Source organism: Allobosea sp. RCC_152_1 (assembly GCF_041360765.1).
In the GTDB taxonomy this organism is placed as follows: domain Bacteria; phylum Pseudomonadota; class Alphaproteobacteria; order Rhizobiales; family Beijerinckiaceae; genus Allobosea; species Allobosea spartocytisi.
This window is the reverse complement of the sequence record NZ_JBFUPU010000002.1, coordinates 226,913-252,525: the sequence shown is the minus strand read 5'-3', so window position 1 is coordinate 252,525 and position 25,613 is coordinate 226,913. Positions and strand designations below refer to the sequence as shown.

The 25,613-nt window shown below is 65.6% G+C and carries 24 protein-coding genes and 1 tRNA gene; 12 read left to right on the top strand and 13 right to left on the bottom strand.

Annotated elements, in window-relative coordinates; genetic code table 11:
* Positions 1-100: 100 nt before the first annotated feature.
* From AB6806_RS07515 to carA, 4 genes are all read right to left on the bottom strand, one after another.
* Positions 101-526, bottom strand: a complete 426-nt coding sequence (locus AB6806_RS07515) for a group III truncated hemoglobin (protein ID WP_142021732.1) — start codon at positions 524-526, stop codon at positions 101-103.
* 50 nt (positions 527-576) lie between these two features.
* Entirely contained in the window at positions 577-1,395 is an 819-nt protein-coding gene (locus AB6806_RS07510; protein ID WP_142021733.1) for a prephenate dehydrogenase/arogenate dehydrogenase family protein, read from the bottom strand.
* A 172-nt stretch (positions 1,396-1,567) separates the two neighbouring features.
* A complete protein-coding gene (locus AB6806_RS07505) occupies positions 1,568-1,897 on the bottom strand; it encodes an NIPSNAP family protein (RefSeq protein ID WP_133562962.1) in 330 nt (109 codons plus the stop codon).
* 28 nt (positions 1,898-1,925) lie between these two features.
* Positions 1,926-3,134 carry a glutamine-hydrolyzing carbamoyl-phosphate synthase small subunit gene (gene carA / locus AB6806_RS07500; protein ID WP_142021734.1) on the bottom strand — a complete coding sequence of 403 codons (1,209 nt, stop codon included), beginning with the start codon at positions 3,132-3,134 and terminating at the stop codon, positions 1,926-1,928.
* Positions 3,135-3,290: 156 nt separating this feature from the next.
* On the opposite strand from carA, the gene AB6806_RS07495 reads away from it, so the two are divergent.
* Positions 3,291-3,752: a GatB/YqeY domain-containing protein gene (locus AB6806_RS07495; protein WP_038359043.1), complete on the top strand. Its 462-nt coding sequence runs from the start codon at positions 3,291-3,293 to the stop codon at positions 3,750-3,752.
* Positions 3,753-3,937: 185 nt separating this feature from the next.
* On the opposite strand, the gene AB6806_RS07490 is transcribed toward AB6806_RS07495, so the two are convergent.
* Positions 3,938-4,258 (bottom strand): NIPSNAP family protein, encoded by a 321-nt coding sequence (locus AB6806_RS07490; protein ID WP_113252548.1) that lies wholly within the window; start codon positions 4,256-4,258, stop codon positions 3,938-3,940.
* Positions 4,259-4,426: 168 nt separating this feature from the next.
* Entirely contained in the window at positions 4,427-5,389 is a 963-nt protein-coding gene (locus AB6806_RS07485; RefSeq protein ID WP_210245644.1) for a LysR substrate-binding domain-containing protein, read from the bottom strand.
* Between the two features lie 82 nt (positions 5,390-5,471).
* Between AB6806_RS07485 and dnaG the strand changes: the two genes are divergently transcribed.
* From dnaG to AB6806_RS07460, 5 genes are all read left to right on the top strand, one after another.
* On the top strand, positions 5,472-7,373 hold the full coding sequence (gene dnaG, locus AB6806_RS07480; protein ID WP_142021735.1) for a DNA primase: 1,902 nt from the start codon (positions 5,472-5,474) through the stop codon (positions 7,371-7,373).
* 203 nt (positions 7,374-7,576) lie between these two features.
* On the top strand, positions 7,577-9,592 hold the full coding sequence (gene rpoD, locus AB6806_RS07475) for an RNA polymerase sigma factor RpoD (RefSeq protein ID WP_038359035.1): 2,016 nt from the start codon (positions 7,577-7,579) through the stop codon (positions 9,590-9,592).
* Between the two features lie 185 nt (positions 9,593-9,777).
* Entirely contained in the window at positions 9,778-10,338 is a 561-nt protein-coding gene (locus AB6806_RS07470; protein WP_370954371.1) for a hypothetical protein, read from the top strand.
* 97 nt (positions 10,339-10,435) lie between these two features.
* Positions 10,436-11,047 carry a LysE family translocator gene (locus tag AB6806_RS07465; RefSeq protein ID WP_112762682.1) on the top strand — a complete coding sequence of 204 codons (612 nt, stop codon included), beginning with the start codon at positions 10,436-10,438 and terminating at the stop codon, positions 11,045-11,047.
* A gap of 5 nt (positions 11,048-11,052) precedes the next feature.
* On the top strand, positions 11,053-11,478 hold the full coding sequence (locus AB6806_RS07460; protein WP_142021737.1) for a secondary thiamine-phosphate synthase enzyme YjbQ: 426 nt from the start codon (positions 11,053-11,055) through the stop codon (positions 11,476-11,478).
* 32 nt (positions 11,479-11,510) lie between these two features.
* On the opposite strand, the gene AB6806_RS07455 is transcribed toward AB6806_RS07460, so the two are convergent.
* On the bottom strand, positions 11,511-11,843 hold the full coding sequence (locus tag AB6806_RS07455) for a hypothetical protein (RefSeq protein WP_370954370.1): 333 nt from the start codon (positions 11,841-11,843) through the stop codon (positions 11,511-11,513).
* Between the two features lie 307 nt (positions 11,844-12,150).
* Between AB6806_RS07455 and AB6806_RS07450 the strand changes: the two genes are divergently transcribed.
* Complete coding sequence (locus tag AB6806_RS07450; protein ID WP_038359023.1) at positions 12,151-12,438, top strand: HlyU family transcriptional regulator; 288 nt, start codon at positions 12,151-12,153, stop codon at positions 12,436-12,438.
* A gap of 82 nt (positions 12,439-12,520) precedes the next feature.
* Entirely contained in the window at positions 12,521-13,081 is a 561-nt protein-coding gene (locus AB6806_RS07445) for a type 1 glutamine amidotransferase domain-containing protein (protein ID WP_142021739.1), read from the top strand.
* A gap of 6 nt (positions 13,082-13,087) precedes the next feature.
* Here AB6806_RS07445 and AB6806_RS07440 read toward each other — a convergent pair whose 3' ends face one another.
* Entirely contained in the window at positions 13,088-14,101 is a 1,014-nt protein-coding gene (locus AB6806_RS07440; RefSeq protein ID WP_142021740.1) for a 2-dehydropantoate 2-reductase, read from the bottom strand.
* 185 nt (positions 14,102-14,286) lie between these two features.
* Between AB6806_RS07440 and AB6806_RS07435 the strand changes: the two genes are divergently transcribed.
* Positions 14,287-15,540: an MFS transporter gene (locus tag AB6806_RS07435; protein WP_142021741.1), complete on the top strand. Its 1,254-nt coding sequence runs from the start codon at positions 14,287-14,289 to the stop codon at positions 15,538-15,540.
* Here the strand turns inward: AB6806_RS07435 and AB6806_RS07430 are convergent.
* A complete protein-coding gene (locus AB6806_RS07430; RefSeq protein WP_142021742.1) occupies positions 15,522-15,935 on the bottom strand; it encodes a VOC family protein in 414 nt (137 codons plus the stop codon). The genes AB6806_RS07435 and AB6806_RS07430 overlap by 19 nt on opposite strands.
* Positions 15,936-16,074: 139 nt before the next feature.
* Here AB6806_RS07430 and AB6806_RS07425 point away from each other — a divergent pair, with 139 nt between their 5' ends.
* The 3 genes from AB6806_RS07425 (at position 16,075) to AB6806_RS07415 (ending at position 19,456) form a co-directional block, all read left to right on the top strand.
* The gene (locus tag AB6806_RS07425) at positions 16,075-16,479 is read left to right on the top strand and encodes an acyl-CoA thioesterase (RefSeq protein WP_038359016.1); all 405 of its coding nucleotides are present in this window, start codon (positions 16,075-16,077) and stop codon (positions 16,477-16,479) included.
* A gap of 285 nt (positions 16,480-16,764) precedes the next feature.
* On the top strand, positions 16,765-19,173 hold the full coding sequence (locus AB6806_RS07420) for a methyl-accepting chemotaxis protein (RefSeq protein ID WP_142021743.1): 2,409 nt from the start codon (positions 16,765-16,767) through the stop codon (positions 19,171-19,173).
* A gap of 207 nt (positions 19,174-19,380) precedes the next feature.
* Positions 19,381-19,456 (top strand) — tRNA-Ile (locus AB6806_RS07415).
* 286 nt (positions 19,457-19,742) lie between these two features.
* Here the strand turns inward: AB6806_RS07415 and AB6806_RS07410 are convergent.
* The 4 genes from AB6806_RS07410 to AB6806_RS07395 form a co-directional block, all read right to left on the bottom strand.
* Positions 19,743-20,897, bottom strand: coding sequence for an ABC transporter substrate-binding protein (locus AB6806_RS07410; protein WP_038359013.1), 1,155 nt, complete (start codon positions 20,895-20,897; stop codon positions 19,743-19,745).
* Positions 20,897-23,020 carry a TonB-dependent receptor gene (locus AB6806_RS07405; protein WP_370954369.1) on the bottom strand — a complete coding sequence of 708 codons (2,124 nt, stop codon included), beginning with the start codon at positions 23,018-23,020 and terminating at the stop codon, positions 20,897-20,899. The genes AB6806_RS07410 and AB6806_RS07405 overlap by 1 nt, the downstream gene beginning before the upstream one ends.
* Positions 23,021-23,477: 457 nt before the next feature.
* Positions 23,478-24,593 (bottom strand): CaiB/BaiF CoA transferase family protein, encoded by a 1,116-nt coding sequence (locus AB6806_RS07400; protein WP_370954368.1) that lies wholly within the window; start codon positions 24,591-24,593, stop codon positions 23,478-23,480.
* 113 nt (positions 24,594-24,706) lie between these two features.
* The gene (locus AB6806_RS07395; RefSeq protein WP_370954367.1) at positions 24,707-25,609 is read right to left on the bottom strand and encodes a LysR substrate-binding domain-containing protein; all 903 of its coding nucleotides are present in this window, start codon (positions 25,607-25,609) and stop codon (positions 24,707-24,709) included.
* Positions 25,610-25,613 lie beyond the last annotated feature (4 nt).

Genomic DNA, 25,613 nt, shown 5'->3' with positions numbered 1-25,613 from the left:
GTCATGCTCGGGCTTGATCCGAGCATCTCATGACCGGCGAGTGCCAGAGCCTCTTTCGGCCTGAGATTCTCGGGTCAAGCCCGAGAATGACGCACTGCATTCACCGCAAACTATGCCGCGGTGCCGCGAATTCGCCGCGCTGGCTGGCGCGCGCCATCTCGAAGCTGTCGGCGATGCGCCGCGCCCGGACGATGAAGGCGTCTGCGATGCCGGGCGCGCAGACCTCGCGTGCCGTCGCCTCGAACAGGTCGAGCCAGCGGTCGAAATGCTTGCCCTCGAGCGGCAGGATCAGATGCGGGCGCATCGGGCGGCCATTGTAGCGGCCGGTGCGCAGCATCACGCCGCTCCAGAAATCGGTGATCTTGGCGATGTGGTCGTCCCAATCCGTCACAGCCGCCGCGAAGACCGGGCCGATCACATCGTCCAGACGCGCCCGCTCGTAGAAGGTGCGGACGAGGTCGGCGATCATCGGCTCGCGCAGATCGGGATGGGCGGCGCCCGGGTAGAGCAGGGGATTGTCGGTCATCGCAGGAGCATTCGCCTTTCCGATATTCTCGTCGGTGAGGATCGCGAAGGCTAGGCCTGCGCGACCTCTGCGACCTTCTGAGGCAGGGCGGGAGCCGTTTGCGCCGCTTCGGTATGGCCATGCTCCAGGAACAGCCGCATCTCCTCCGCCAGAGCGAAGAAGCGGTCGCGCACCGCCTTGGCGTGCGGGTTGGCGCGCTCGATCGCCATGAAGACGTTGGGCGCGTCGTAGCGGACCATCTCGGTCGCCTGCATCAGGAGGTCGAAGCTCGCCGTGGTCATCGTCCGCGGCAGGGGCTCCATCCGGACCAGGATCTTGGCGATGAGATGGGTCAGGCCCTGGACCATCGCGACCTCGCGGTCATGGGCGTCGGCTGTCGTCACGATGACCTTCAGCTTCAGCACATGGCGCAGGAAGGCGGCGATGCGCGGCGTGCTGCGGCCACGGATCGGGCAGAGCGCGATCTTGAGGCCGGCAAGCCCGTCGCGAGCGCTCTGCGGGCCGAAGAGCGGATGCGTACCGATGATCTCGACATCATCGGGCAGGGCGGCTTCCATCGCCCGGGCGGGGCCGATCTTGACCGAGCCGACATCGAGCACGATGGCGCCGGCCTTGAGATGCGGGCGCAAAGCCGCGATCGCCTCGGGGATCGCCGGAACGGGCACGGCGAGGATGACGAGGTCGCAGGATGCGACTTCGGCAGGGGTCGCCGGCTGCAGGCCCTTGCCGCTCGTATCGGTTGCGGGCGCGCTGGTGGGGTCGCAGACGCGCAAGGCGAAATGCGGCTGGAGATGGCGGGCCATCAGGCGGCCGAAGGCGCCGAAGCCCATGATGCCGATGGTGGAGACGGTTCTGATTCTGGAAGACATCGCTCTGGTCCGGTGGTGGGCCGCGATGCCGGGTGATCTGCCTGAATTCAACCGCCAGCGCGGCGGTTGAACATGGGAATGCCACCGCCTCTATGAGAGCGGGGCGTAATAGCCGTGAAGGAAGGCAAGCAGGCTGATCATGCTTTGCTTAAAGCGCGCGGGTGCGGTGCTGTCAACCGAGCTTCGGGGAGTAGTCGGTCGGGTTCATCATGCGGTCCTCGATCGCGCCGACCATGTCGCCATGCTCGTTCCGGGTGACGCGCTTGATCTCGCTCCATTCCGGATCGGCCATGAAGCTCGCCCAGGCGTTCGTTTTCGTCTCGCTATCCGGCCAGGCGAGGATATAGGCGAATTCGGTGCGCCCGGCGCTCGCCGTCTCCCACATCGCCACGATGTGGAAGCCGTGGCGCGCCATGATGCGGGCGGCGTGGTCGCGGAAGCGGGCATGGAAGGCCGCCTTGTTGCGCTCGAAGATCTCGTAGATGCGCAACTGGTGGATCATGCCTGCCTCCGGTCGTCCTGGTCGGCCCTCAGGCCGCCTTCTTGCCCTTCTCCGCCGCCATCAGCTCGACGAAGCGGTTGAAGAGATAGTGGCTGTCCTGCGGGCCGGGCGAAGCCTCGGGGTGGTGCTGGACGCTGAAGGCCGGGCGGTCGGTGAGCGCGATGCCGCTGTTCGAACCGTCGAAGAGCGAAACATGGGTCTCGACCGCGTTGGCCGGCAGGCTCGCCGGATCGACGGCGAAGCCGTGATTCATCGAGACGATCTCGACCTTGCCGGTGGTCTTGTCCTGCACCGGGTGGTTGGCGCCGTGGTGGCCCTGCTTCATCTTCATCGTCTGGCCGCCGATGGCGAGCGCCATCATCTGGTGTCCCAGGCAGATGCCGAAGGTCGGGACCTTCCGGTCGAGCAGTTCCTTGATGACCGGCACGGCGTATTCGCCCGTCGCGGCCGGGTCGCCCGGGCCGTTGGAGAGGAAGATGCCGTCTGGGTTCAGGGCGAGGATGTCCTCGGCCTTTGCGGTCGAGGGCACGACCGTGACGTCGCAGCCGGCCTTGGCGAGCAGGCGCAGGATGTTGCGCTTCACGCCGTAGTCGATGGCGACGACCTTGTAGTTCGTGGTCTCGCGCTTGCCATAGCCGGCGGGCCAGACCCAGGGCGTCTCGTCCCAGTCATAGCGCTGGGCGGCGGTGACGAGCGGGACAAGGTCGAGGCCTGCCATCGAGGGCAGCTCCGCCGCCTGCTTCTTCAGCCGCTCAATGTCGAAGACGCCGTCCGGGCTATGGGCGAGGATGGCGTTGGGCATGCCGTTGTCGCGGATCAGCGCTGTGAGCGCGCGGGTGTCGACGCCGCAGATGCCGACGATGTTGCGGGCCTTGAGCCAGGCGTCGAAATGCCGGTTCGCGCGCCAGTTCGAGGGCTGGGTGATCGCGGCATGGAGCACGCAGCCGCGCACGCCGGAGGAGGCGGCGGCGTTCACCGTCTCGGTGTCTTCCTCGTTCACGCCGACATTGCCGACATGCGGGAAGGTGAAGGTGACGATCTGCCCTGCATAGGAGGGATCGGTCAGGACTTCCTGATAGCCGGTCATCGCGGTGTTGAAGCAGACTTCGCCCGGCGCCTCGCCCACGGCGCCGAGGCCGAAGCCTTCCAGCACCGTGCCGTCGGCGAGCACGAGGAGCGCGGTCGCGCGCGGTTCGGTCCAGCCGCTATCGGCGGGGTTTCCTTCGGTGGCGGTCATGTCTATGTCTCGGTCCAGGCCGCGCCAGCGGCAGAAATGCGGGGGCGGGGCTGCAGAAATCCACTCCGCCGGTCTGGAACGCGAGCCTTAAAGAGCCGGGCGCTGCCCGTCAATGAAGCTTGGCGCAGCCCGCACAAGAGAAAAAGGAACAACGCGATGACGAGCCTCCGCGAGCGCTTCACCAGCGATCTGAAGGAAGCGATGAAGGCCGGCGAGAAGGGCAAGGTCGGCGCGATCCGCCTCATCCAGGCGGCGCTCAAGGAAAAGGACATCGAGGCGCGCGGCGCCGGCAAGGGCGAGGCCACCGCCGACGAGATCCTCGGCGTGCTGCAGAAGATGATCAAGCAGCGCCAGGAATCGATCGCGATCTACGACGCAAACAACCGCCCCGAGCTGGCTGACGGCGAGCGCGTCGAGGTCGCGGTGATCTCCTCCTATTTGCCCAAGCAGATGTCGGACGACGAGGTGAAGGCCGCGATCGACAAGGCCATCACCGAGAGCGGCGCGACCGCCGTCAAGGACATGGGCAAGGTCATCGGCATCCTGCGCGGGACTTACGCCGGGCAGATGGATTTCGGCAAGGTCAGTCCGATGGTGAAGGCTGCGCTCGGCGGCTGAGAATCTGTTGCGAGCCGGAGGATGGATTGCCTCCGGCTCCTTGTGGCTGCGGACACATGAATTTTGTTGCGAGGGCTCCGAACGCCTTTGTCGCCTGCCGGGCATTATGACCCCTCCCCGAGCGCCCGTTCGTACCGGCCATCATGGCAAGGGCAATGCCCGGCCTTCCAATCAGTCCGATGCGGTCACGGCGAATAGCTCGTACGCTGCATCACCCGCTCCTCGATCGCACCGACCAGGCGGCCGTGCTCGGCGGCTGTGCGCTCCTTGATCCCAGCCCATTCGGCATCCGCCATGAAGCGGGCCCAGCGCTCGCGCATCGTCGCCTCGTCTGGCCAGCGCAAAACATAGACGAACTCGGTGCGGGCCTGGCCCTTGGCCTCCCACATCGCTGCGATATCGAAGCCGTAATTCTTCATGATCCGGGCAGCGTGGTCGCGGAAGCGGGCGTGGAAGGCCGCCTTGTTGCCATCGAAAATCTCATAGATGCGCAATTGCTCGATCATTGTTGCTCCTTCGCTTGCGGAGGTTGAGCCGGCGAAAGCGGCGGTCACGGTCAGGGCTGCCACGATCAGGGCACTTCGTCGCAATGGGCGCATAGGCAAGGTCCGTCGCTGTTGCTGTCGAGGACAGGCTGCCAGCCACTGCCGATGAGGTAAAATATATTGTTTGTTCTAATTTGATATGTTCTGCATATCACGCACGGCCTGCCGCAGCAGGACGAGGAAATTGTCGCGTGGCAGCGACGTCCGTGTCGCATCCCAGGCCGCAATCAGTTCGATATGCGTCATCTCCGGCGGCGCGGCGACTGCAATCGGCCGGAAGACGACGCCGGCGCGCGGCACGAGTGCCAGCGAGGCCGGAATCAACGCGATGCCGAGCCCGCCCGCGACCAGGCTGGCGATGGTCTGCATCTGGCGAGCTTCCTGGACGATGCGCGGCGAGAAGCCGGCGAGGCGGCAGAGCCCGAGGATCTGATCGTGAAAACCGACCCCGAGTTGGCGCGGCGTGCCGATGAAACCGTCGCCGGCCAGATCGGCGAGGGGGACGGTGCCGAGTCTGGCGCGCGGGTGATCGTCGGGCAACGCGGCCAGGATTGGCTCGCGCAGCAGGCATTCGCTGGCGATCTGCGCGACCATGATGCCGGGCCGACGCATCAAGCCGATATCCGCTTCGCCCGCTGTGATGGCCGCAAGCTGCTCGCCTGTCGTGGCCTCGCGCAGGACAAGCTCGACGCCGGGAAAATCGGTGCGGAAGCGGCGCAGCGTTGGCGGCAGCAACTCATGGGCCGTTCCGACGAAGGTCACCGAGAGTTGGCCGGCCTGGCCGGCGGCGACGCGTTGCGCCTCCCGGATGCCAGCGTCGAGCTGGGCCAGGACGCGGCGGGCGGAGGCAAGAAAAGCTGTGCCGGCGGGGGTGAGCGCGACGCTGCGATTGCTCCGCGTGAAGAGGCGGAGGCCGAGCGTGTCTTCGAGCTTGCGGATTGCCTGGCTGAGCGGCGGCTGTGCCATATGCAACCGCTCGGCGGCGCGATGAAAGTTCAGCTCTTCGGCGACGGCGACGAACTGGCGCAACAGCCGCGTCTCGATCATCGGGGCGCGCTCCTGCCAGGCTTCGCTCGCATGGCTGGCTAGCATGCGCTGTGGATTGTGCCAATAAACAGGGGAGGGGTGCGATCAGCGATTGGCAGAGGCTCCCCGCATCGCCACATAGGACGTCATGAAGTTCCCGCCCTCCGTCCTTGAGGAGATCAAGGCGCGGCTGCCTGTCTCGGCGGTCGTGGGCAAACGCGTGCGCCTGCAGAAGGCAGGGCGCGAGTGGAAGGGGCTCTCGCCCTTCAACGCGGAGAAGACGCCCTCCTTCTTCGTCAACGACCAGAAGGCCTCCTTCTTCGATTTCTCCTCCGGCAAGAATGGCGACATCTTCAAGTTCGTGATGGAGACCGAGGGGCTTTCCTTCCCCGAGGCGGTCGAGAAGCTCGCCGCCGAGGCCGGCGTCGTCCTGCCGAAGATCACGGCGGAAGCGCAGGTCCAGGAGGAGAAGCGCAAGGGGCTGCACGAGGTCGTGGAGCTGGCGGCGCAGTTCTTCGAGGCCGAATTGATGGGCGAGCGCGGCGGCGCGGCGCGGCGCTATCTCGCCTCGCGCGGGCTCGATGGCGAGGCGCGCACGCGCTTCCGTCTCGGCTACGGTCCGGCCGATCGCTTCGCGCTGCGGGACCATCTCGCCGGCAAGGGCGTCCCGGCCGAACTGATGATGGAGGCGGGGTTGCTGGTGCATGGCGAGGAGATCGCCGTGCCCTATGACCGCTTCCGCGACCGGGTGATGTTTCCGATCCACGATTCGCGCGGGCGGGTCATCGCCTTCGGCGGGCGGGCGATGAGCGCGGAGGTCGCGGCGAAATACCTGAACTCGCCGGAGACGCCGCTCTTCCACAAGGGCTCGCTGCTGTTCAACCATCACAACGCCCGCAAGGCTGCGCATGACACCGGGCAGGTGATCGTGGTCGAGGGCTATGTCGACGTCATCGCCATGTCGCTCTCAGGGTTTCCGCAGACGGTGGCGCCGCTCGGCACGGCGCTGACCGAGGACCAGCTCGGCCTGCTCTGGCGTATGGCCGACGAGCCGGTGATCTGCCTCGACGGCGACAAGGCTGGCCGCAAGGCCGCGAGCCGGGCGATCGATATCGCGCTGCCGCTGCTCGAGCCCGGCAAGTCGCTGTCCTTCGCGCTGCTGCCGGACGGGCAGGACCCGGACGATCTCGCCCGCTCGGGTGGACGGCAGGCCATCGCCGAGGTGGTCGCGGCGGCGCGGCCGCTGGTCGACATGCTCTGGCAGCGCGAGGTCGAGGCCGGGCCGCTCGATACCCCAGAGCGCCGCGCCGCCTTCGAGCGCCGGCTGAAGGAGCCGCTCGGGCAGATCCGCGACGAGACCACGCGCAAGCATTATCGCCGCGAGATGGATGAGCGGCTGGCCCAGCTCTTCGCCAGTTCGGCACCGGCGCGACCGGAGCGCGGCGGACGCGATGGCCATTTCCAGCGCGGACGCGGCGGGGCGGGGCCAGGCCGCGGCGGTTTTCGGCAGGTGCCGCCCTGGCTGGCCGGACCGCTGAAGGCGTCGAGCGCGCTGACGCAGTCGCGGCTCGTGACGAAGCTGCGTGGGGAGGATTCGCGCGAGGCCTTCATTCTGCTGGCGCTCGCGAGCCACCCCGGGCTCATCCTGCGCTGTGTCGACGAGATCGCGGAGCTTTCGCTCGACGGGCCGGCGGCGGAGCGCTTCCGGCAGGCGCTGCTCGATGCGGTGCAGGAGGACAGCCTCGACCGGGAGACGCTCGCGAATCGCTTCGCCCAGCCGCGGGTCAAGGAGGCTCACAGCCAGCTCATGGCGGTGACCGGGCCGGCCGAACGGCGAAAACTGGTGCAAGACGCTGATCCTGAATCGGTTTTCGACTCGATTCATCAAGCCATCGTCTTGCATCAGCGCGCACGAACGCTAAATAGCGAGTTGAGAGCAGCCGAGCGCGCATTGGCTGACGAAGCGACCGAAGCCAATTTTGCCTGGATCAAGGACGTGAAGGCCCGCCTCGATACGATCGAAGGCACCGAGGCCATGTCCGGAGATTGATCAACCCAGCGAATGGCGGACGCATTGTCGATGCGCGTGCAAGCTGGCGGGTGGTTCACGATTCGTCAACGACGTTTGGTGCCATCTGCCGTCAAGTGATTTGGGTGGGTGAGCGCGCCGGGCCTGCGGTCGCGCCGCCCTTTTATGCGTCGGTATGGAGCTCGTGGTTCCAGGGCCGGCGCGAGAGTGCGGAGCGCTGATTGATGGCGACGAAAGCGAGCGAACGGGAAAAGACCGATCAGGTCGTGCCGGACGCCCCCCCGACTACCGACGGACCGTTGCTCGATCTGACCGATCAGGCCGTCCGGCGGATGATCAAGCTCGCGAAGAAGCGCGGCTATGTCACCTATGACGAACTGAACGAGGTTCTGCCTTCCGAGGAATTCTCCTCCGAGCAGATCGAGGACGTGCTCGGCCAGCTCAGCGAGCAGGGCATCAACGTCGTCGACAACGAGGATCCGGAAGCCGCCGGCGAGGAGCGCGCCAACCGCAAGGAGAACGCGGCCGCCGACGAGGACGAGGTCGAGGGCGGCGATCTGGTCGAGGCCTCGCGCCAGACCCTGCCGACCGAGACCAAGCGCAATCTCGAGCCGAGCGAGCGCACCGACGATCCGGTGCGGATGTATCTGCGCGAGATGGGCTCGGTGGAGCTTTTGTCGCGCGAGGGCGAGATCGCCATCGCCAAGCGCATCGAGGCCGGCCGCGAGGCGATGATCGCCGGGCTCTGCGAGAGCCCGCTCACCTTCCAGGCCATCATCATCTGGCGCGACGAGCTCGTCGACGGCAAGGTGCTGCTGCGCGACATCATCGACCTCGAGGCGACCTATGCCGGCCCCGACGGGAAGAATCCCGACGCGATCGCGGGCGAGGAAGGCGCCGAGGAAGCCGAGCCGGCCGAGACTCCGGAGGGCGAGACCCCGCCGGAGATGGACGACGACGACCTCGAGAACAACGTCTCGCTCTCGGCCATGGAAGCCGAGCTCAAGCCGCGCGTGCTCGAGACCTTCAACGCCATCGCCGACGACTACAAGAAGCTGCGCCGCCTGCAGGACCAGGACATCGCCAACCGGCTGGAGAACACCAAGCTCTCGCCGTCGCAGGACCGCAAGTACAAGAAGCTCAAGGACGACATCATCACCGCGGTGAAGTCGCTCTCGCTGAACAACAACCGCATCGAGGCGCTGGTCGAGCAGCTCTACGACATCAACAAGCGCCTGATCGGCCATGAGACGCGCCTGCTGCGCCTGGCCGAGAGCTATGGCGTCGGTCGCGAGGACTTCCTCAAGCAGCATGTCGGCGGCGAGCTCGACCCGAAATGGGTCCTGCGCGTCTCCAAGCTGGGCTCGCGCGGCTGGAAGGAGTTCGTCGCGGCGGAGCTGGAGCGGATCAAGCAGCTGCGCGAGGAGGTGCACACGCTCGCCTCCGAGACCGGCCTGGAGATCCAGGAGTTCCGCAAGATCGTGCTGATGGTCCAGAAGGGCGAGCGCGAGGCCCGTCAGGCGAAGAAGGAAATGATCGAGGCGAATCTGCGCCTCGTGATCTCGATCGCCAAGAAGTACACGAACCGCGGCCTGCAATTCCTCGACCTGATCCAGGAAGGCAATATCGGCCTGATGAAGGCGGTCGACAAGTTCGAGTACCGCCGGGGCTACAAGTTCTCGACCTACGCGACCTGGTGGATCCGGCAGGCGATCACCCGCTCGATCGCCGACCAGGCCCGCACGATCCGCATCCCCGTCCATATGATCGAGACGATCAACAAGATCGTGCGGACCTCGCGCCAGATGCTGCACGAGATCGGCCGCGAGCCGACTCCGGAGGAGCTGGCCGAGAAGCTGGCCATGCCGCTGGAGAAGGTGCGCAAGGTCCTGAAGATCGCCAAAGAGCCGATCTCCCTTGAGACGCCGATCGGCGACGAGGAGGATTCGCATCTCGGCGACTTCATCGAGGACAAGAACGCGATCCTGCCGATCGACGCGGCGATCCAGTCGAACCTGCGCGAGACGACGACCCGCGTGCTGGCCTCGCTCACCCCGCGCGAGGAGCGCGTGCTGCGCATGCGCTTCGGCATCGGCATGAACACCGACCATACGCTCGAAGAGGTCGGCCAGCAGTTCAGCGTCACCCGCGAGCGCATCCGCCAGATCGAGGCGAAGGCGCTGCGCAAGCTGAAGCATCCGAGCCGGTCGCGGAAGCTCAGGAGCTTCCTGGACAACTGAGACGATGAAGAGGGCGCCGCTGGCGCCCTTTTTCTTGCCGGTTGCCGTGTCTTGGCGCCGATACGCCGCGATTTCTCCCACGAATGAAGGATGTTCCCGGCCCTGGCGCCGGCCAGCGTGAAGGTCGGCCGCCCGCCGACCGGCGGCCCGTTGAAATCTTATTCTTCGTCTATTTCGGAGATTTCATGCTGCCATTCGCCTATGACGCCCTTGCCGAGCGCTTTGCCACGATCCGACCCTGGGCCAAGAACGCGATCGGCGATGCCACCAATCGCTGCGCCATCTGTATGGGCTATACGCTGCGCCTGACGCCGTCGCAGGACGATGCGACGATCCAGACCATTATGAATGCGGATCTCAAGACATCTTTCCAGGGCGCTCCGCCGCTGGCAGGCGGGCCGCAGCCGGGCGTGCTGCCCGGCTCGGGGCGGCCGCTCGGCGGGCTCAGCCAGCTGTTCTTCATCCGCGCTTCGGAACTGCTGCCGCGCGTCCAGCGGGCCTTCGGCCCGGCCGATATCGAGGGCGTCTGCAAGGACGTCACCCCCAAGGTGCTCGGCCGGAAGGGCGTGCTCTATCTGGAGAACTGCTACCAGACGAGCGGCGACAAGAACCACTCCTTCCTGTTCTTCCAATGGACAAGTGGCGACCATTGGGACCTGTTCGACGGCACCATGATCGTCGCGCAGGAGGACAGGCTGGCTGGCAACCGGCATGGCGGCCAGCTCTATTTCTGGCAGGCGCACTAGTGGGTCGTATCGAGCCGTATTTCCGCGCGAGAGAGCTTGATCTCAGCGGTGCAAGGAGGCTTGCTGGACCGGCACGCCGTTCGGGAGGCTTTCCTTCATGTCGATCGAATTTCTGCTCACCTCGCTGATCATCGTCGCATCGCCCGGTACCGGCGCGCTCTACACCATCGCCGCCGGCCTCACGCGCGGCGCGCGGGCGAGCGTGATTGCGGCGCTCGCCTGCACGCTCGGCATCGTGCCGCACCTGGTCGCCGCGCTGATGGGGATCGCGGCGGTGCTGCATGCGAGCGCGCTCGCCTTCGCCGTCGTGAAATATGCCGGCGTCGCCTATCTGCTCTACATGGCCTGGCAGACGCTGAAGGAACATGGCGCGCTGACCGTCGAGGCGAAGCCGGATGCGCGCTCGGCCTGGCACGTGCTGCGTGACGGCGTTGCCATCAACCTGCTCAATCCGAAGCTCTCGATCTTCTTCGTCGCCTTCCTGCCGCAGTTCATCGCGGCCGGGGAGGCGCACCCGCTGGCGCGCATGCTGGAACTCTCTGGCGTGTTCATGGCGATGACCTTCGTCGTCTTCGCGCTCTACGGTTTCTTCGCGGCGGCGATGCGCGACAAGGTCGTCAGCCGCCCGGCGGTGATGGCGTGGCTGCGCCGCAGCTTCGCAGCCGCCTTCGTCGCGCTCGGCGCCAAGCTCGCGCTGACCGAGCGTTGAGCGCGATGTCCCGCCAGCGGATCCTCACCATCGCGACGCAAGGGGCGGGGCTCTACGAGTTCACCCGGCAGGCGGCGGATTTCGTCGGCGCCCATGACGAGCCGGAGGGGCTGCTGACGCTGTTCGTACGTCACACCTCCTGCTCGCTGCTGATCCAGGAAAATGCCGATCCGGATGTCAGGCGCGATCTCGATGCGTTTTTCGGAAGGCTGGTGCCGTCGGCGGACGATCCGGCGATGGGCTATCTCGTTCACCGCGCCGAGGGGCCGGACGACATGCCGGCACATATCAAGGCGGCGCTGACCGCCGTTTCGCTCTCGATTCCCGTGATGGGCGGGCGCCTCGCGCTCGGCACCTGGCAGGGCATCTATCTGTTCGAGCACCGGGCGAGCCCGCACCGACGCGAGATCGTTTTGCACCTGTCCGTCTGAGGCTCGCGTATCGGACACTCCGATCGAGCCATCTATTGCGCCGCAAAGCTTTCCGGTGTCGGCAGCGGCTCCCAGGAGTCGCCGCCACCGATGAGACAGCTCACGCCGCCCGGCGTCGTGACGAGCAGCGTCCAGGTGCCGGCCGGTCCGACATAAAGCTCGAACAGGAGGCCGCTATCCGCCAGCCCGCTGCCGACGACGCGCTCGCGGAAGGTCTCCTGCAGCTTCTCGGCGATGTGGGTGCGTTCGGCGCAGGGCGGCCCGCGCGGAGCAGGCTGCTGGGCAAGGGCGGGCAAGGCCTGAAGCGTGCCGGCCAGTCCCGCGACGACCAGGAATTTGCGGAGTGTCGATTTGATGAGTGTCATGGCCATTCTCCCTGTCCGGAAGCGGCCGCTGGGCGGGATCATGTCGGGAAGCCTTGCGACTGCCCTGGACATATTTGATGTGGGAAGCTGCGAGACGCGGTTCAAGCCGGAGGGCGGGCAGGGGGGCCGGTTCGCGACGGGCGCAAACGAGGTTCTCCCCGGCACGTCTCCTGCCTTGGGCGCTTTCGCGTTCGTCCGAATTGTTGAGCTGCCCCGGCTCGCTGCCCCGTCGCATTTTCCTCATGCGGGCTGGTACCCACTTCGCTCGAAAATGCTCTATATCAGGCCCAACGCGTGCGGAGGTTCCATGTCTTTCTTCAAAACATTGTTCGGTGGCGGCAAGCAGGCCGAGGAGAAGCCGGCCGGACCGGTCAAGAGCATCGAGCATAACGGCTTCACCATCCACGCTACGCCCTATCAGGAAGGCGGGCAGTACCAGCTCTGCGGCATCATCGAGAAGGCGATCGACGGCGAGACGAAGACTCACCGCTTCGTTCGCGCCGACCGCTTTCCGGGGCAGGCGGAAGCCGCCGATTTCACCCTGATCAAGGGGCAGCAGATCGTCGACATGGAAGGCGAGCGCATCTTCCGCTGAGCGATTTTGCCGCGGCTGGCTCCGGGAACGATGCCGGCCCCGAGCGGTTTCCTGATCTCACCCCGAGATGAAGGAGAACGCCATGAGCAATCTGGCCGGAAAGACGATTTTGATTCTCGCGACGCATGGCTTCGAGCAATCCGAGCTCGACGTGCCGCATGCGGAGCTGAAGAAGGCCGGGGCGACGGTGCATGTCGTCGCGCCCGAGGCCGGCGAGATCAAGGGCTGGAAGCACACAGACTGGAGTACGCCGGTCAAGGTCGACAAGACGCTCGATCAGGTCGGCGCCAAGGACTATGACGCCATCGTGCTGCCGGGCGGGCAGATGAACCCGGATACGCTGCGCGGCAACGACAAGGCCCTCGCGCTGATCAAGGAATTCTTCGCGCAGGGCAAGATCGTCGCGGCCGTCTGCCACGGCCCCTGGCTGCTGATCGACACCGGCATCGCCAAGGGGCGCAAGCTCACATCGTGGCCCACCCTGAAGCAGGATCTGCTCAATGCCGGCGCCTTGTGGGAGGACCGCGAGGTCGTCACCGACAAGGGCGTGGTCACCTCGCGCAAGCCCGACGATCTCCCGGCCTTCGTCGCCAAGATCATCGAGGAGGTCAGGGAAGGGCGCCATGAGCGCAGGGCAGCCTGACACGCCTCAACCTGCGGCGGCCTCGAGTTCCGCCAGAAGCGCATCCGCGGTCCAACGAGGCCGCGGATGCGTTTTTTCGGCCGCGCGGATGAGAACGCAAAGCCGGGCGTTGACGGGCGCAGAGGTGCCGAGGCGCCCGGCAAGCCTGACGATCTCGCCATTGATCCAATCGATCTCGGTCGCGCGGCCGGCGGCGAGATCGTCCGACATCGAGGAACGGGCTTGCGGGTCGATGGCGAGCATCCGCTTCGCCAGACGGGCAAAGATCGCGTCCGGCAATCCAAGCAGTGTCGGAATCCAGCTCGCGGGCAGCGGGGTCAGCTTCGCCGGTACGATCCCCGCTTGCCACAGCAGGCCTAGCGCCTCGCGCTGCGCCAAGGCGAGGCAGCGGCGGTAATCGCGTTGCGACAGCTCCTCCCGCAGCGGCCTGTCGGCGAGCGCGTTGACGGCGTTGTTGAGGTTGAGGAGCAGCTTCGCCCATTGGACGGGCGCCATCTCGGCGTGGCGGAGGAGCGGCAGGCCTGCCTGCGCGAAGGCCGAGAGATCGGGCCGCCCCGCCGGGCTTGCCTGCAGGGCGAGGTCGCCTTGCGAAGCCTGGTGGAACTGGCCCGGCGCGGGGTTGACGACGTTGAACGGCACCATGCCGTCGAGCACCGTCTGCTTCAGCGCGGCGCGCAGGATATCGCCGTTGCCGATGCCGTTCTGGAAGCTGACGACGGTGGCGGTGGCACCGAGGACCGGAGCCAGTTCGGCCGCTGCGGCGGCCGTACCGCCCGATTTGACGGTGAGCAGGACGAGATCGGCCCCGGCGGCACCCTCCGGCTCGGTCGCGAAGGCGATGCTGCCCGGCGGAACGGTCCAGCGGCGACCGTCGTAATGCGTGACGGTGAGGCCGTGCTCGCGCAGCGCAGCCCCGGCCGCCGGCCTGCCGACGAAGCGGGTATCGGTGCCGGCGGCGAGAAGGCGCCCGCCGAGATAGCAGCCGATGGAGCCGGCGCCGTAGATGCAGATCCTCGTCATGGTCGGGCGCTCCGGAACGTTGCGCATTGTTCGCGGCCATGGGCTGTGGTCAAGCCGCGGGCCGAGACAGCGGGTACGACACCACCACCCGGCGCGCGGCGGGGCTGTGCCGCTTGCGCTTGTTCGGCCGGCGCTTGCTGCTAATCCTGCCACAAGGCCGCATCAGAACCGGCTATCGAGGACGCATGACCCAAGGTTCCCTTCGAGACGCCGGGCGCTACGAGCCCGATTCGCCCTATGCTTGGCTGCGCCTGGTGCTCGCGCTGGTGGTCGGCACCGTCGCCTGCGTCGGCTCCTGGTCGGTCGTCGTCGTGCTGCCGGCGATGCAGGGCGAGTTCGATACGCTGCGTTCCGGCGCCACGCTGCCCTATACCTGCGCCATGCTCGGCTTCGGTGCCGGCAATGTCGTGATGGGCCGGATCGCCGATCGCTACGGCATCATGGTTCCCATCGTGGTGGGGGGGCTGCTGCTCGCGGCCGGATACACCGCAGCCGGGCTCTCGCATTCGCTCTGGCAGTTCGCGGCGGCACATGGGCTCCTGATCGGAATCGGCAGCGCCGCTGGCTTCTCGCCGCTGATCTCCGACCTGTCGCATTGGTTCCGCCGGCATCGCGGGCTCGCGGTGGTCTGCGGCGCCTCGGGCAGCTATCTCGCCGGCGTGGTCTGGCCCCAGGTCATCAACTGGGGGCTCGCGCATCATGGCTGGCGCGTCACCCATTTCGGCATCGCGGTGACGGCGCTCGTCATCATGCTGTCCTTGGCGCCGTTCTTCCGCCGCCAGCCGACGGCCGCCACGCTCGCCAGCGCCGACGTCCATAGCGCCGGCGTGCGCGGCGATCTCGGCCTCAGCGCCAATCAGCTCCAGGCCCTGCTCTGCGTCGCCGGCTTCGCCTGCTGCGTGGCGATGGCGATGCCGCAGGTCCATATCGTCGCCTATTGCGGCGATCTCGGCTACGGCGTGGCGCGTGGTGCCGAGATGCTCTCGCTGATGATGCTGCTCGGCATCGTCAGCCGGGTCGGCTCCGGCTTCGTGGCCGATCGCATCGGCGGCACGGCGACGCTGCTGATCGGCTCGTTGATGCAGGGCGTAGCGCTGTTCCTCTATCTCTGGTTCGACGGGCTCTCGTCGCTCTACATCGTCAGCGCCCTGTTCGGCCTGTTCCAGGGCGGCATCGTGCCGATGTACGCGGTCATCATCCGCGAATACCTGCCGGCGCGGCAGGCCGGGATGCGCATCGGGCTCGTCATGTCCTTCACGGTGCTCGGCATGGCGGCCGGCGGCTATCTCTCCGGCGTCATCTTCGATTATTTCAGCTCCTACCGAATGGCCTTCCTCAACGGGCTGGCCTGGAACCTGGTCAATCTCGCGATCGCCTGCTGGCTGATCCTGCGGACACGCCAGCAATCGGAGCAGCGCGTTCAGGTCGCGGGGCGATAGGTGCCGAAGCACCAGAGATGGCCCTCCGGATCCCTGCAGATGAAGTCGCGGCTGCCATAGGGCTGGTCTGTTGGCTCCATGCAGATCTCGGCGCCGGCCTTGCGGGCGTGCTCGCAGCGGGCGTCGATGTCGTCGGTGGCGATATAGGGAGAGGCGGTCGTGCCGCCGAGCTCGGCCGGGCGCGAGACGAGCTTGCCGAATTCGTTTCCCTCGGACGAGCCGAGCATGACGAAGCAGTCGCCCATGCGCAATTCGCCATGGAGCAGCGTCCTGCCATCCTCCGAATAATAGGCAGCATGCTTCTCGAAGCCGAAGGCCTCGATCAGCCAATCCACCATGCGCGGGCCGTCGAGATAACGCAGTGAGATGCAGATCAGCGGCTTCTGGCCGGGCATGGTCGTTCTCCTCCGTGACGCCTCGCGATCATCCTCGCCCGCAAAGGCGCGAGGGGTAAAGGCTCACCCCGCTTGCCGGGCTCGCTCCCGCCCGCCATCATCGCCGACAGATTCCCCATCACGAAGGCGACGAGCGACCATGACCCGAGCGGCCGATGCACCGGAAGAGCAGCCCCGCGGCGAATTGACCGTGCGCACCATCGCGATGCCGAGCGACACCAACTCGAATGGCGACATTTTCGGCGGCTGGGTGATGTCGCGCATGGACCAGGCCGGCGGCATCGCCGGCGTCGATCGGGCGCAGGGACGCGTGGTGACGGTCGCGGTCGATGCCATGACCTTCATCCATCCGGTGAAGGTCGGCGACGTGCTGAGCGTCTATACGGAAATCGAGTCGATCGGCCGGACCTCGATGAAGATCCACGTCGAGGCCTGGGCCAAGCGCTTCCGGACGACGCTGCACGAAAAGGTCACCGACGCGACCTTCACCTTCGTGGCGATCGACGAGGAGGGCCGCCCCCGGCCGGTGCCCCGCACGGATTGAAAATCCTAACGGCTGATGAACCTGATCTCGGACGCGGTGATTCAAAAGAATCCACTTTAAACGTTCCTTAAAAGGCACTTCGCCATAGTGCGCCCCGACAAGACCGGAACACCGGTCCGGGGTAGATGCATGTCCGTCCGATCTCGCAAGGCCTACCTGCCAACCGGCCATCCGGCCGGCCGGGCAGCGGATTCTGTGCCGCATGGGAGACGCGACATGGACCGGGCCAGGCTTCCGCTTCTGAAATCCTTTTCCAGCGTTGCGTGAGATCCGGAGAACGACTTCATGACGAAAGCCAAGCCTGCGCGCGAGCGCAAGCCGATGCGGATCGGCATTGCCGCCCGGATCTATGCCGCGTTGGGGACGCTGACGGCGCTGACCCTCGTATCCTCCTCCGTCGCGTGGCTCTCCTATAACCGCGTCGAGGCGACGGTCGACGACCTCGTCGGGCAGAAGATGCCGGTCGTGGAGCTGGCGCTCGAACTGTCGCAGGCCGCCACGCAGTCGACGGCGCTCGCTGCCCGCTTCAGCGAGGTCGAGTCCATCCAGGATCGCTCGGCGCTGACCGCCGATCTCGACAAGGTCGAGGGGCGGCAGATGGACCTGCTGCGGCGCATCGCGCAGCAGGGCAAGGTCGATCAGGGGAAGGCCCAGCAGGCGATCGACACGCTCTCGCGCCAGATCAACGACATCAACGACCTGACCGGTGACAGGCTCCGCAACGCGGCCGAGCAGGCCAAGACGCTCGAGAAGCTGTCGAAGGCCCGTGAAGGATTCACCGCGCTCGCCGATTTCGAGACGGGCGACGCCCAGTTCAACGTCAAGATGAACATCGCCAGCGCGACCCAGCTCACCGGCAAGGAGGTCGAGGAGGCGCTGGCCAACATCATCGACAAGGATCTCGCCACGCTGCAGACGGCCCAGGCGCTCCAGCTCCAGATCAGCGAGATGGTCGGCCTGCTGCGCGAAATCTCGCAGGTCGACAACCGCGCGGCGCTCGACACCGGCAAGTCCCGGTTCAACGCCACCCTGAATCAGGTCCGCGGCTTCCTCGCCCAGGCGGAGAAGCTGCAGGCGAATCCGGCGCGCGCCGATGCCGTCAACGCGGTGATCGCTCTCGGCGAGGGCAATGAAAGCGTGATCGCGATCCGCGAGCGCGAGCTGAAGACGCGCGCGGCGATCCAGGCCGGGCTCAAGGAGACGCAGCAGGCCGCCGATGCGGTCCGCCGCGAGGTCAACGAACTCGTCACGACGGCCCGCAACGGGGCGGAAGCCGCCGGCGCCTCGACCGCGACGCTGATCGACCAGAGCCGGCTCTGGCTCGGCGGCATCGGCGGCGGCTCGCTGCTGATCGCGCTGGCGCTGGCCTTCTTCTATGTCCGCCCGATGATCGTCGGCCGCCTCAACCGGCTCTGGGGCGCGACGAAGGCGATCGCCGACGGCGCTCTCGAGACGACCGTCGATACCAAGGGCAACGACGAGATCTCGGACATTTCGAAGAGCGTGCTGCTCTTCCGCGACAATGCGGTCGCGCTGCGTGCCGCCGAGATTGCCAAGGTCGAGGACCAGAAGCAGGCGCAAGAACAGCGCCGCCAGATGATGCAGGAATTGGGCGAGGCCTTCGGCGTCGTCGTCGCCGCCGCCGCCGCCGGCGATTTCAGCCAGCGTGTCGCCGCGCAGTTCGCCGATGCGGAACTCAACGCCCTGGCGGACTCGGTCAACACCCTGCTCGAAACCGTGCAGACCGGCCTGTCCGAGACCTGCGAGGTGCTCGCCGAGCTCTCGGCCGGCCATCTCTCGGCCCGTATCGAGGGGCTCTATCAGGGCGCCTTCGCCGAGCTCAAGGACGGCACCAACGCGCTCGCCGACGAGTTCGAGGGCACGCTGGCGCGGCTCTCCGAGACCGTCTCGGCGGTGCGCAGCGCGACCAGCGAGATCCTCGACGGCGTCACCGACCTCGCCGAGCGTACCAGCGAGGAGAGCAACGCCGTCTCGATGGCGACGAACCAGCTCGGCGCCTTCGCCGGCACGGTGAAGAAGACCGCGAGCGAGGCGGCGCAGGCGACCGGCATGGCGCAGGGCGCCGAGGAGCGCGCGCAGCAGGGCGAGAAGGTCGTCGCTTCGGCGCTGGAAGCGATGCAGCGCATCCGCCAGTCCTCGAGCAAGATCTCCGAGGTCATCGCGATGATCGACGAGATCGCCTTCCAGACCAATCTGCTGGCGCTGAACGCGGCGGTGGAAGCGGCGCGGGCCGGCGATGCCGGCAAGGGCTTCGCCGTGGTCGCGACCGAGGTTCGCAGCCTCGCCAAGCGCTCGGCCGATGCGTCCAACGACGTCAAGAAGCTGGTCGAGGCGGCCCATGGCGATGTCCGGGTCGGCGTCGGCCTGGTCGAGGAGACCTCGGCGATGTTCGGCGCGATCATGGGCTCGGTGAACGAGCTGACGAAGCTGATGAACGGCATCGCCCAGACGGCGAAGAGCCAGGCCACCGACGTTTCGACGATCAACACCGAGATCGACGGCATCGGCACCATGGCGCATCAGAACGCGGCGCTGGTCGAGGAGACGAATGCGGCGCTGGCGCTGACCGACGAGCAGACGCGGGCCCTGACCGAGCACATCGCCCGCTTCCAGTTCCGGGAAGGGCACGCCGGCGGCCATGGCGGCAAGGCCTCCCTGCACGAGGCCGCCTGAGCGCGAACGTCGGGACACCGGACGATCTGAAAGGCCCCGCGGACCGATCCGCGGGGCTTTTTCGTGTTTTGCGCCGGAGACGCCGGACGGCCTAGCCCGCCCCGCTATGACGTCCGACGCAGCATCGGCTTTTCGGAAAAAGACGCAGCATCGGCTTTTAGGAAAAAGCGGATTCCACTTTTCGGCCCGATGCTGTAGGCGAGAGACGGGCCGGTAGCTCAATGGTTAGAGCTCGCTGCTCATAACAGCGCCGGTGCCGGTTCGAGTCCGGCCCGGCCCACCATTATAATTTCTAAGCGTCTGATTTTCTTCAGCTAAATTAACGAAATCTCGCGCCGGAATTCAAGGTACGGGAATAGCATGTTCTAATCCCGTCCCGGCAAGAGCTTCGCCGCTGCCTGTTTCGCCAGCCGTTCGCGATTCGCTTGGCGGGTGTAGAGCGATGCCATCCGGCCGCCACGCCAACCGAAAATGGCCTCAAGTTCGGCGTCGGAGGCCCTGCCTTCTCTCTTTGGGCACGGGAAATACAAGGACCAGAGATCGCGGGGTTCGCTTGGCGCGATGCGTGATCAATTGTCGCCTTTCAATTCCACCCAATAGCCAGGTCGATAGGGGATTGGCAGAAAGCGCTCGTGAAGTTCGCGCAGCGTTTCATCTGCATCGAGATCGCCAAAAAGCTCGGGATGCAGCCAGCGTGCGATGCGCTGAAGCGCCACGAATTGGTAGGGGCTGTTGTAGAACTGGTGCCAGATGGCATAGACGCGCCGCTCAGCGACCGCCTTGCCATGCATGAATGCCGGGCGCTGCGCGAGGGCTGCGAGTTTGCGACGGGCTACGGACAGATCAGCGCCCGGGCCGAGGCCAACCCATTCGCCGCCTGGCGCAAGCGTGTCCCAGTTGCCGCCCGTCACGATGACGACATCGGGGTCTCGGGCGATGATCGTTTCGGGGTTGATCGTACCGAAGGTTCCCGGAAGGAGTTCCGAACCAAGATTGCGGCCGCCGGCCATTTCGACCATTAGGCCGAAATTCTCCTTGCCGAAGCTCATGCAGCAGCCGTCGGAGTATCCTGGAATGCGGTCCAGCATGACCAGCGGGCGCTTCAAGTCCGGCATCGCCGCGATCGGGCTCGTCACGCGCGCGATCTGATCCGCTCGGAAGGCGATCAGTCGTTCAGCGACGTCTTCGCGTCCAAACAATTGCCCCAGCACGCGTAACGAAGGCTCGGTGTTGCGGAGCGGGGCGTGCCGAAAATCGACATAAAGCACCGCGACACCAACCGAGGCGAGCTTTTCGACGAGCTGCATCTCCGCACTGGCGCGCTCCGCTTCGAAGTTGAGGATCAGCACATCGGGCTGAAGCGAAATCGCCTTCTCGATATCGAAGCTTCCTGCCGCCGCGCTGCCGAACTTTGGCAGCGCGGCGGCTTGCGGGTAGCGTTCGACATAGATGCGGTAGCTGTCGGGGTCAGCCTTCTCGAAATCCTCTCCCCATCCGACGATGCGGGCGAAAGGGTTGTCACGGTCCAAGGCCGCGATGGCGTGGATTTGCCGCGCTTCGCCGAGCAGGACACGCCGAACGGGCAACTCGACAGCGACCTTGCGGCCGAGCACATCGGTAACGGTGATCGGCGCTGCGGAGGTCCGACAAGCTGCCGCGAGCGGCAAGCCGATGCCGAGAGCCCCCAGCAGATTCCGGCGGGACGGGCGAAGGCATGACGTCATCAGAGATCCGCGGACATCGACAGGAGATAGGTTCTTGGAGCGCCTTGCGTGAAGGTGCCGAAGGACGCCGCGCCAGCCCAGTATTTCGCGTCCGTCACGTTCACGACATTGGCACGGAAGGTGGTTTTGCGACCGTTGAACTGCGTCGCGTAGCGCAGCCCCAGGTCGAGGCGAGTCCAATCCGCCAAGGCCTGGCTGTTCGCCGCATCGACGAACTGCTTGCCTGTATGGATGACCGCCGCGTTGAGGGTAAGGCCGGGGACCCAAGGCACATCCCATTCCGTGCCGAGATTGAGCTGGATGCGAGGCACACCGATCGGTGTATTGCCGATATTGGCCGCAGCCGCTGTGCGTGTGAGTTCTCCGTCGAGCAGGGTCAGGCCGCCCAGCACCCGCCATTGCGATGTGATCTGGCCGAAAACATTGAGCTCGAGGCCGCGAACACGCTGCTCTCCGCTTTCAGTGAAGGTGCGCGCCGGGCTGAGTTCGCCAATCGGCCGCGTGATCTGGAACGCGGCGAGCGAGGCTCCGAAGCCGCTGTAGTCGAGCTTGACGCCTGCCTCGACCTGACGGGCGACATAAGGGGCGAGGATCTCGCCGGCGTTGCTCGCGGTTACCGGCGCGATGTCGCCGCGGCTCAGCCCCTCGACATAGTTTCCGTAGAAGGAGACGTTTTCCCAGGGCCGGACGACGAGGCCGACGAAGGGTGTCGTGGCGCTCTTATCGTAGGAAGAGGCCAAGGTACCGACATTGGAGACGTAGTTGCGGGCCTCGACATTCTGCCGGCGCACGCCGACCGTTAGCAGAACGCGCTCGTCGAAAGCCGAGAGCGTGTCCGCCGCCGAGACGCCCGTCAGCGTGCTGTCGGACAGACGCGCCTGCGAGCCGATACGCAGCGGCGCGATCTCCGGCACGCGCACCGGGTTGTAGATATTCGAGGCGTAGGAGCCACGGGCAGCGGCGAACTCGCGCGATGTCTCTTCATGGTATCGAGAGAGCTGCACGGTCAGTGCATGCCTGATGAAGCCGGTCTCGAATTTTGCCCGTACACCGCCCTCAAAGGTCTGACGGTCGACACCGAGGCCGTAGAATTGCGGTGCCGTGACGGTATCGCCGCGCAGGTTGGTGATCGTCGCGGCCGAGGCGAAATAGCGTTCGACGCCGGTATGCGAGGCCCCGGCATTGCCGAACAGTGTGATGCCGTCGGCGACGTCGTACTCCATCCACAGCAAGCCGCCGCGATCGTCGACGTCCGAATATTCCCATGGCTGGGTCACATTGCGGCGGCCATCAGGCGCCTTCGGAACCGGCACCCCGGCCTGCATGAAGAAGGGCCGGGCAGGCGCATTGAAACGATCTGCCTGGGCCAGAAAATAGGCCCAGGCGCGGAACCGCTCGCCCTGATAGTCGAGGGCGAGCGCGCCAACGCCGCTTTGCTCCGATTGATGATCGAGAGCTGCCCTGCCGTCGCTCAGGCTGGTGATGACCCGCAGGCCCCACTCCCGATTGGCACCGAAGCGCCGGGCGAAGTCGAGCTGACCGCCGGGCCGCGCATTCGAAGCATAGTTTAGCGTGACGCGCGTCAGGTCCTCTTCGGCGCGTTTCGGGACGATGTTGATGACGCCGCCGATCCCGCCATTCGGCGAAACCCCGGTGATCGCTGCCGAAGGCCCTTTCAAGACTTCGATGCGCTCGGCATAATCGGAGAAAATGCGGAAGCTCGGTGCCACGCCGTAGACGCCATCGAATGCGATTTCACCGCTCGTCCCCTCGTTCGCGGGAAAGCCGCGGATATAGAACGAGTCGAATGGCGCGCCGGTGCCCTGGGTCGCGCGCACGGATGGGTCGAGGGCGAGCGCCTCGGAGGCCGTCCGCGCCTGGCGGTCACGGATGAACTGATCAGTATAGCTGGTGACGCTGAACGGCGACTTCTGGATGTCGGTATTGCCGAGCAGGCCGAGGCGGGCGCCGGTTGCGACCTGCCCCCCTGCGAAAGCTGGCGGCACCTGCGATGTGCCTGCCCCTTCCACGACGATCTCGTCGAGCTGGAGCTGACTCTGCCCTTGTTGAGCCCGGGCGGCGATCGTTGCCAGCGGAACGCTCACGATAACCAGGGCGGTCATCAGACATGCACCGGTTGCCGCGGCTTTCACATGGCTGGGCTCGGCGAGCGCGGTTGACGCCCTCGTTAGCTGATCGACCTTCATTTTTGCCTCAATAATTCAGCGAGAATAACGACGTTATCTTCGCCGCATGCTTGAGGTAATTGATGTTTAGGCGTCAATCTGACTGTAAATGAAAATGAATAATGAAAATTACTTGTGCCAATAATGCAACTAATATATTTTAATTACTCAAAACAAACCATCAAAAACTTGTGACGACACACAGAAGATGAGACAGGGCGCCCCTCGATCTACGATACTTGTTGTATCCAGAAGGGTAGGCTTGGCGTCGATATCTTTTTCTAGAGGCCAGCCTCTAAAAAAGAGAGGCAGGGCAATCCGCTTGCGTCCTGATGGCCAATGGCGTCGGCCAACGCCACGATTCACCCGGCTGAAATGTCGGCCATGCCTCTTCTCAATCCTGCAGCACCCTATGCTCGCCGATGGCGGGAACCGGGCCGTATTCACGTCCAATGCCCGCCAGGACCAGGGCAGGGGCAGGTAGTTCAACCGGCCCCGCCGGCGTCTGGACAGTGATGCGTCGCAGATGCGGATGCTGCGATAGCCCGGCCATGTCGTTGACGCTGGCGAAGGCGATGTCGGCTTCGAGGAGGAGCCGGCCCGCTTCGCGTGCATCGAGCCTTGCGAAGGCCTCCGCGGTGATCCGATCGGTCTCGAGCCGGTTGCGGACGCGGTCGACATTCGTTGCGAAGCGCTGGTCGGTAACCAGATCCGGCTGCCGGAGGAACAGTTCGCAGAACTTGGCCCATTCCCGGTCGTTCTGAATCGACATCAATATCGGCCTGCCGTCGCGGGTGGCGAAGGCGCCGTAAGGTGCGATCGAAGGATGGGCCATGCCGATGCGCTGCGGCGGTCTGCCGCCTTCCTGGTGAAGCAACGGTACGGTCGACCAATCCGCCATCACGTCAAACATCGAGATGTGGATATCGGCACCCTCGCCGGTGCTGCCCCGCGCGATCAGGGCTTCCAGGACCGCGGCGTGCGCGGTGGCGCCGGTGGCGATATCGACGATGGAGATTCCGACGCGGGCCGGCTCCTCGGGGCCGCCGGTAATGGAGCATAATCCGGATTCGGCCTGGATCAGCAGGTCGTAGGCCTTGCGATCCGCGAGTGGGCCGTTCTCGCCATAACCGGTGATCGAGCAGCAGATCAGGCCGGGATGTCGCACACGCAGCTCTTCGGTCGCGAAACCCAGCCTGGCGAGCGCACCGGATTTCAGGTTCTGCACGAGGATGTCGGCCTGTGCGATCAGTCCCGCGAGCTTGGCTTTGTCCTCCGGCGCGGAGAGATCGAGGACGAGCGATTCCTTGCCCCGGTTCAGCCACACGAAGTAGCTGCTTTGACCGTTGGCGACATTATCGTAGCGTCGGGCGAAATCGCCCTCCGGCCGCTCGATCTTGATGACGCGTGCCCCCGCATCGGCGAGGCGCGAGGTGCAAAACGGGGCGGCGACGGCTTGCTCGATAGCCACCACGAGAACGCCTTCCAGCGGGGAACGGGCAGAAACCATCGGAGCCACCTCGGTCAGTCAAACTTGTCCTGACGGTCAGATAGCTGCCCGATCCCCCTTGTCGTCGATGGCCGTTTTGCGAAGCTCGCCTCTAAAGATCAGAGGCAGGCCGTTCACGATGCGTAACGGCGAACCAGCTCCCGGGCGCCTTCGATCTCGCTGCAGATCCAGTCCTCGACCACCACCACCTCGCGCCGGCGGCGCATCTCGGGCGGCCGGACCAGATAATAGGAAAAGCCGGTCGGGACGGCCTTGCGCATCGGCGTGACGAGCCGGCCGGACTGGATCGCCTGGTGCGCCAGGACGACGTCGGTCATGGCGACCCCAAGGCCGCATTCGGCTGCGCTCAACGCCATGTCCAACGCATCGAAGTCGAGGCCGCCACGTGCATCGAGGCCGGTTCCCGATTTCTCCGACCACGTCACCCAGTCCTGCCGGTCCGGCAGGGGATGGAGCAGGGTCGCGCCTGCCAGATCGGTCTCGCCGTCAGCATGCCCCGTCAGGTAATCCGGCGCGCAGACCGGCAGGATCCATTCCTGATAGAGTTCCGTTGCGCAGTCTTGAGGCCAGTTGCCAATGCCGTAGCGAATGCCGAGGTCGGCATCATTGTCGTTGAGCGTCATGTCGTTGAGACGCGTATGGACATTCACCTTGATCAGAGGGTGCCGCTCCTGGAACGTCCTGAGCCGCGGCAGCAGCCAGCGTAGTGCGAAGGTCGGCAGCACCTTGATCGTGACCGCGTTGCGCTCGTTCCGGAACGGATCGATGGCGTTCGCGATGTGGTCGAACGCTTCTTTCACGCTGAGTGCGAGCCTGCGGCCCTCATCGGTGATCTCGAGCCCGTTGTGGCTCCGGATGAAGAGGGGGGCGCCGAGTTGGTCCTCCAGGATCTTGACCTGACGGCTGACGGCACTCTCGCTGACGTTCAGGATGAGCGCGGCCTTCTTGATGCTGAGTTGGGCTGCCACGATCTCGAAGCAGCGCAGTGCGTTCAGGGACGGCAATCTGCGGCTCATTTCG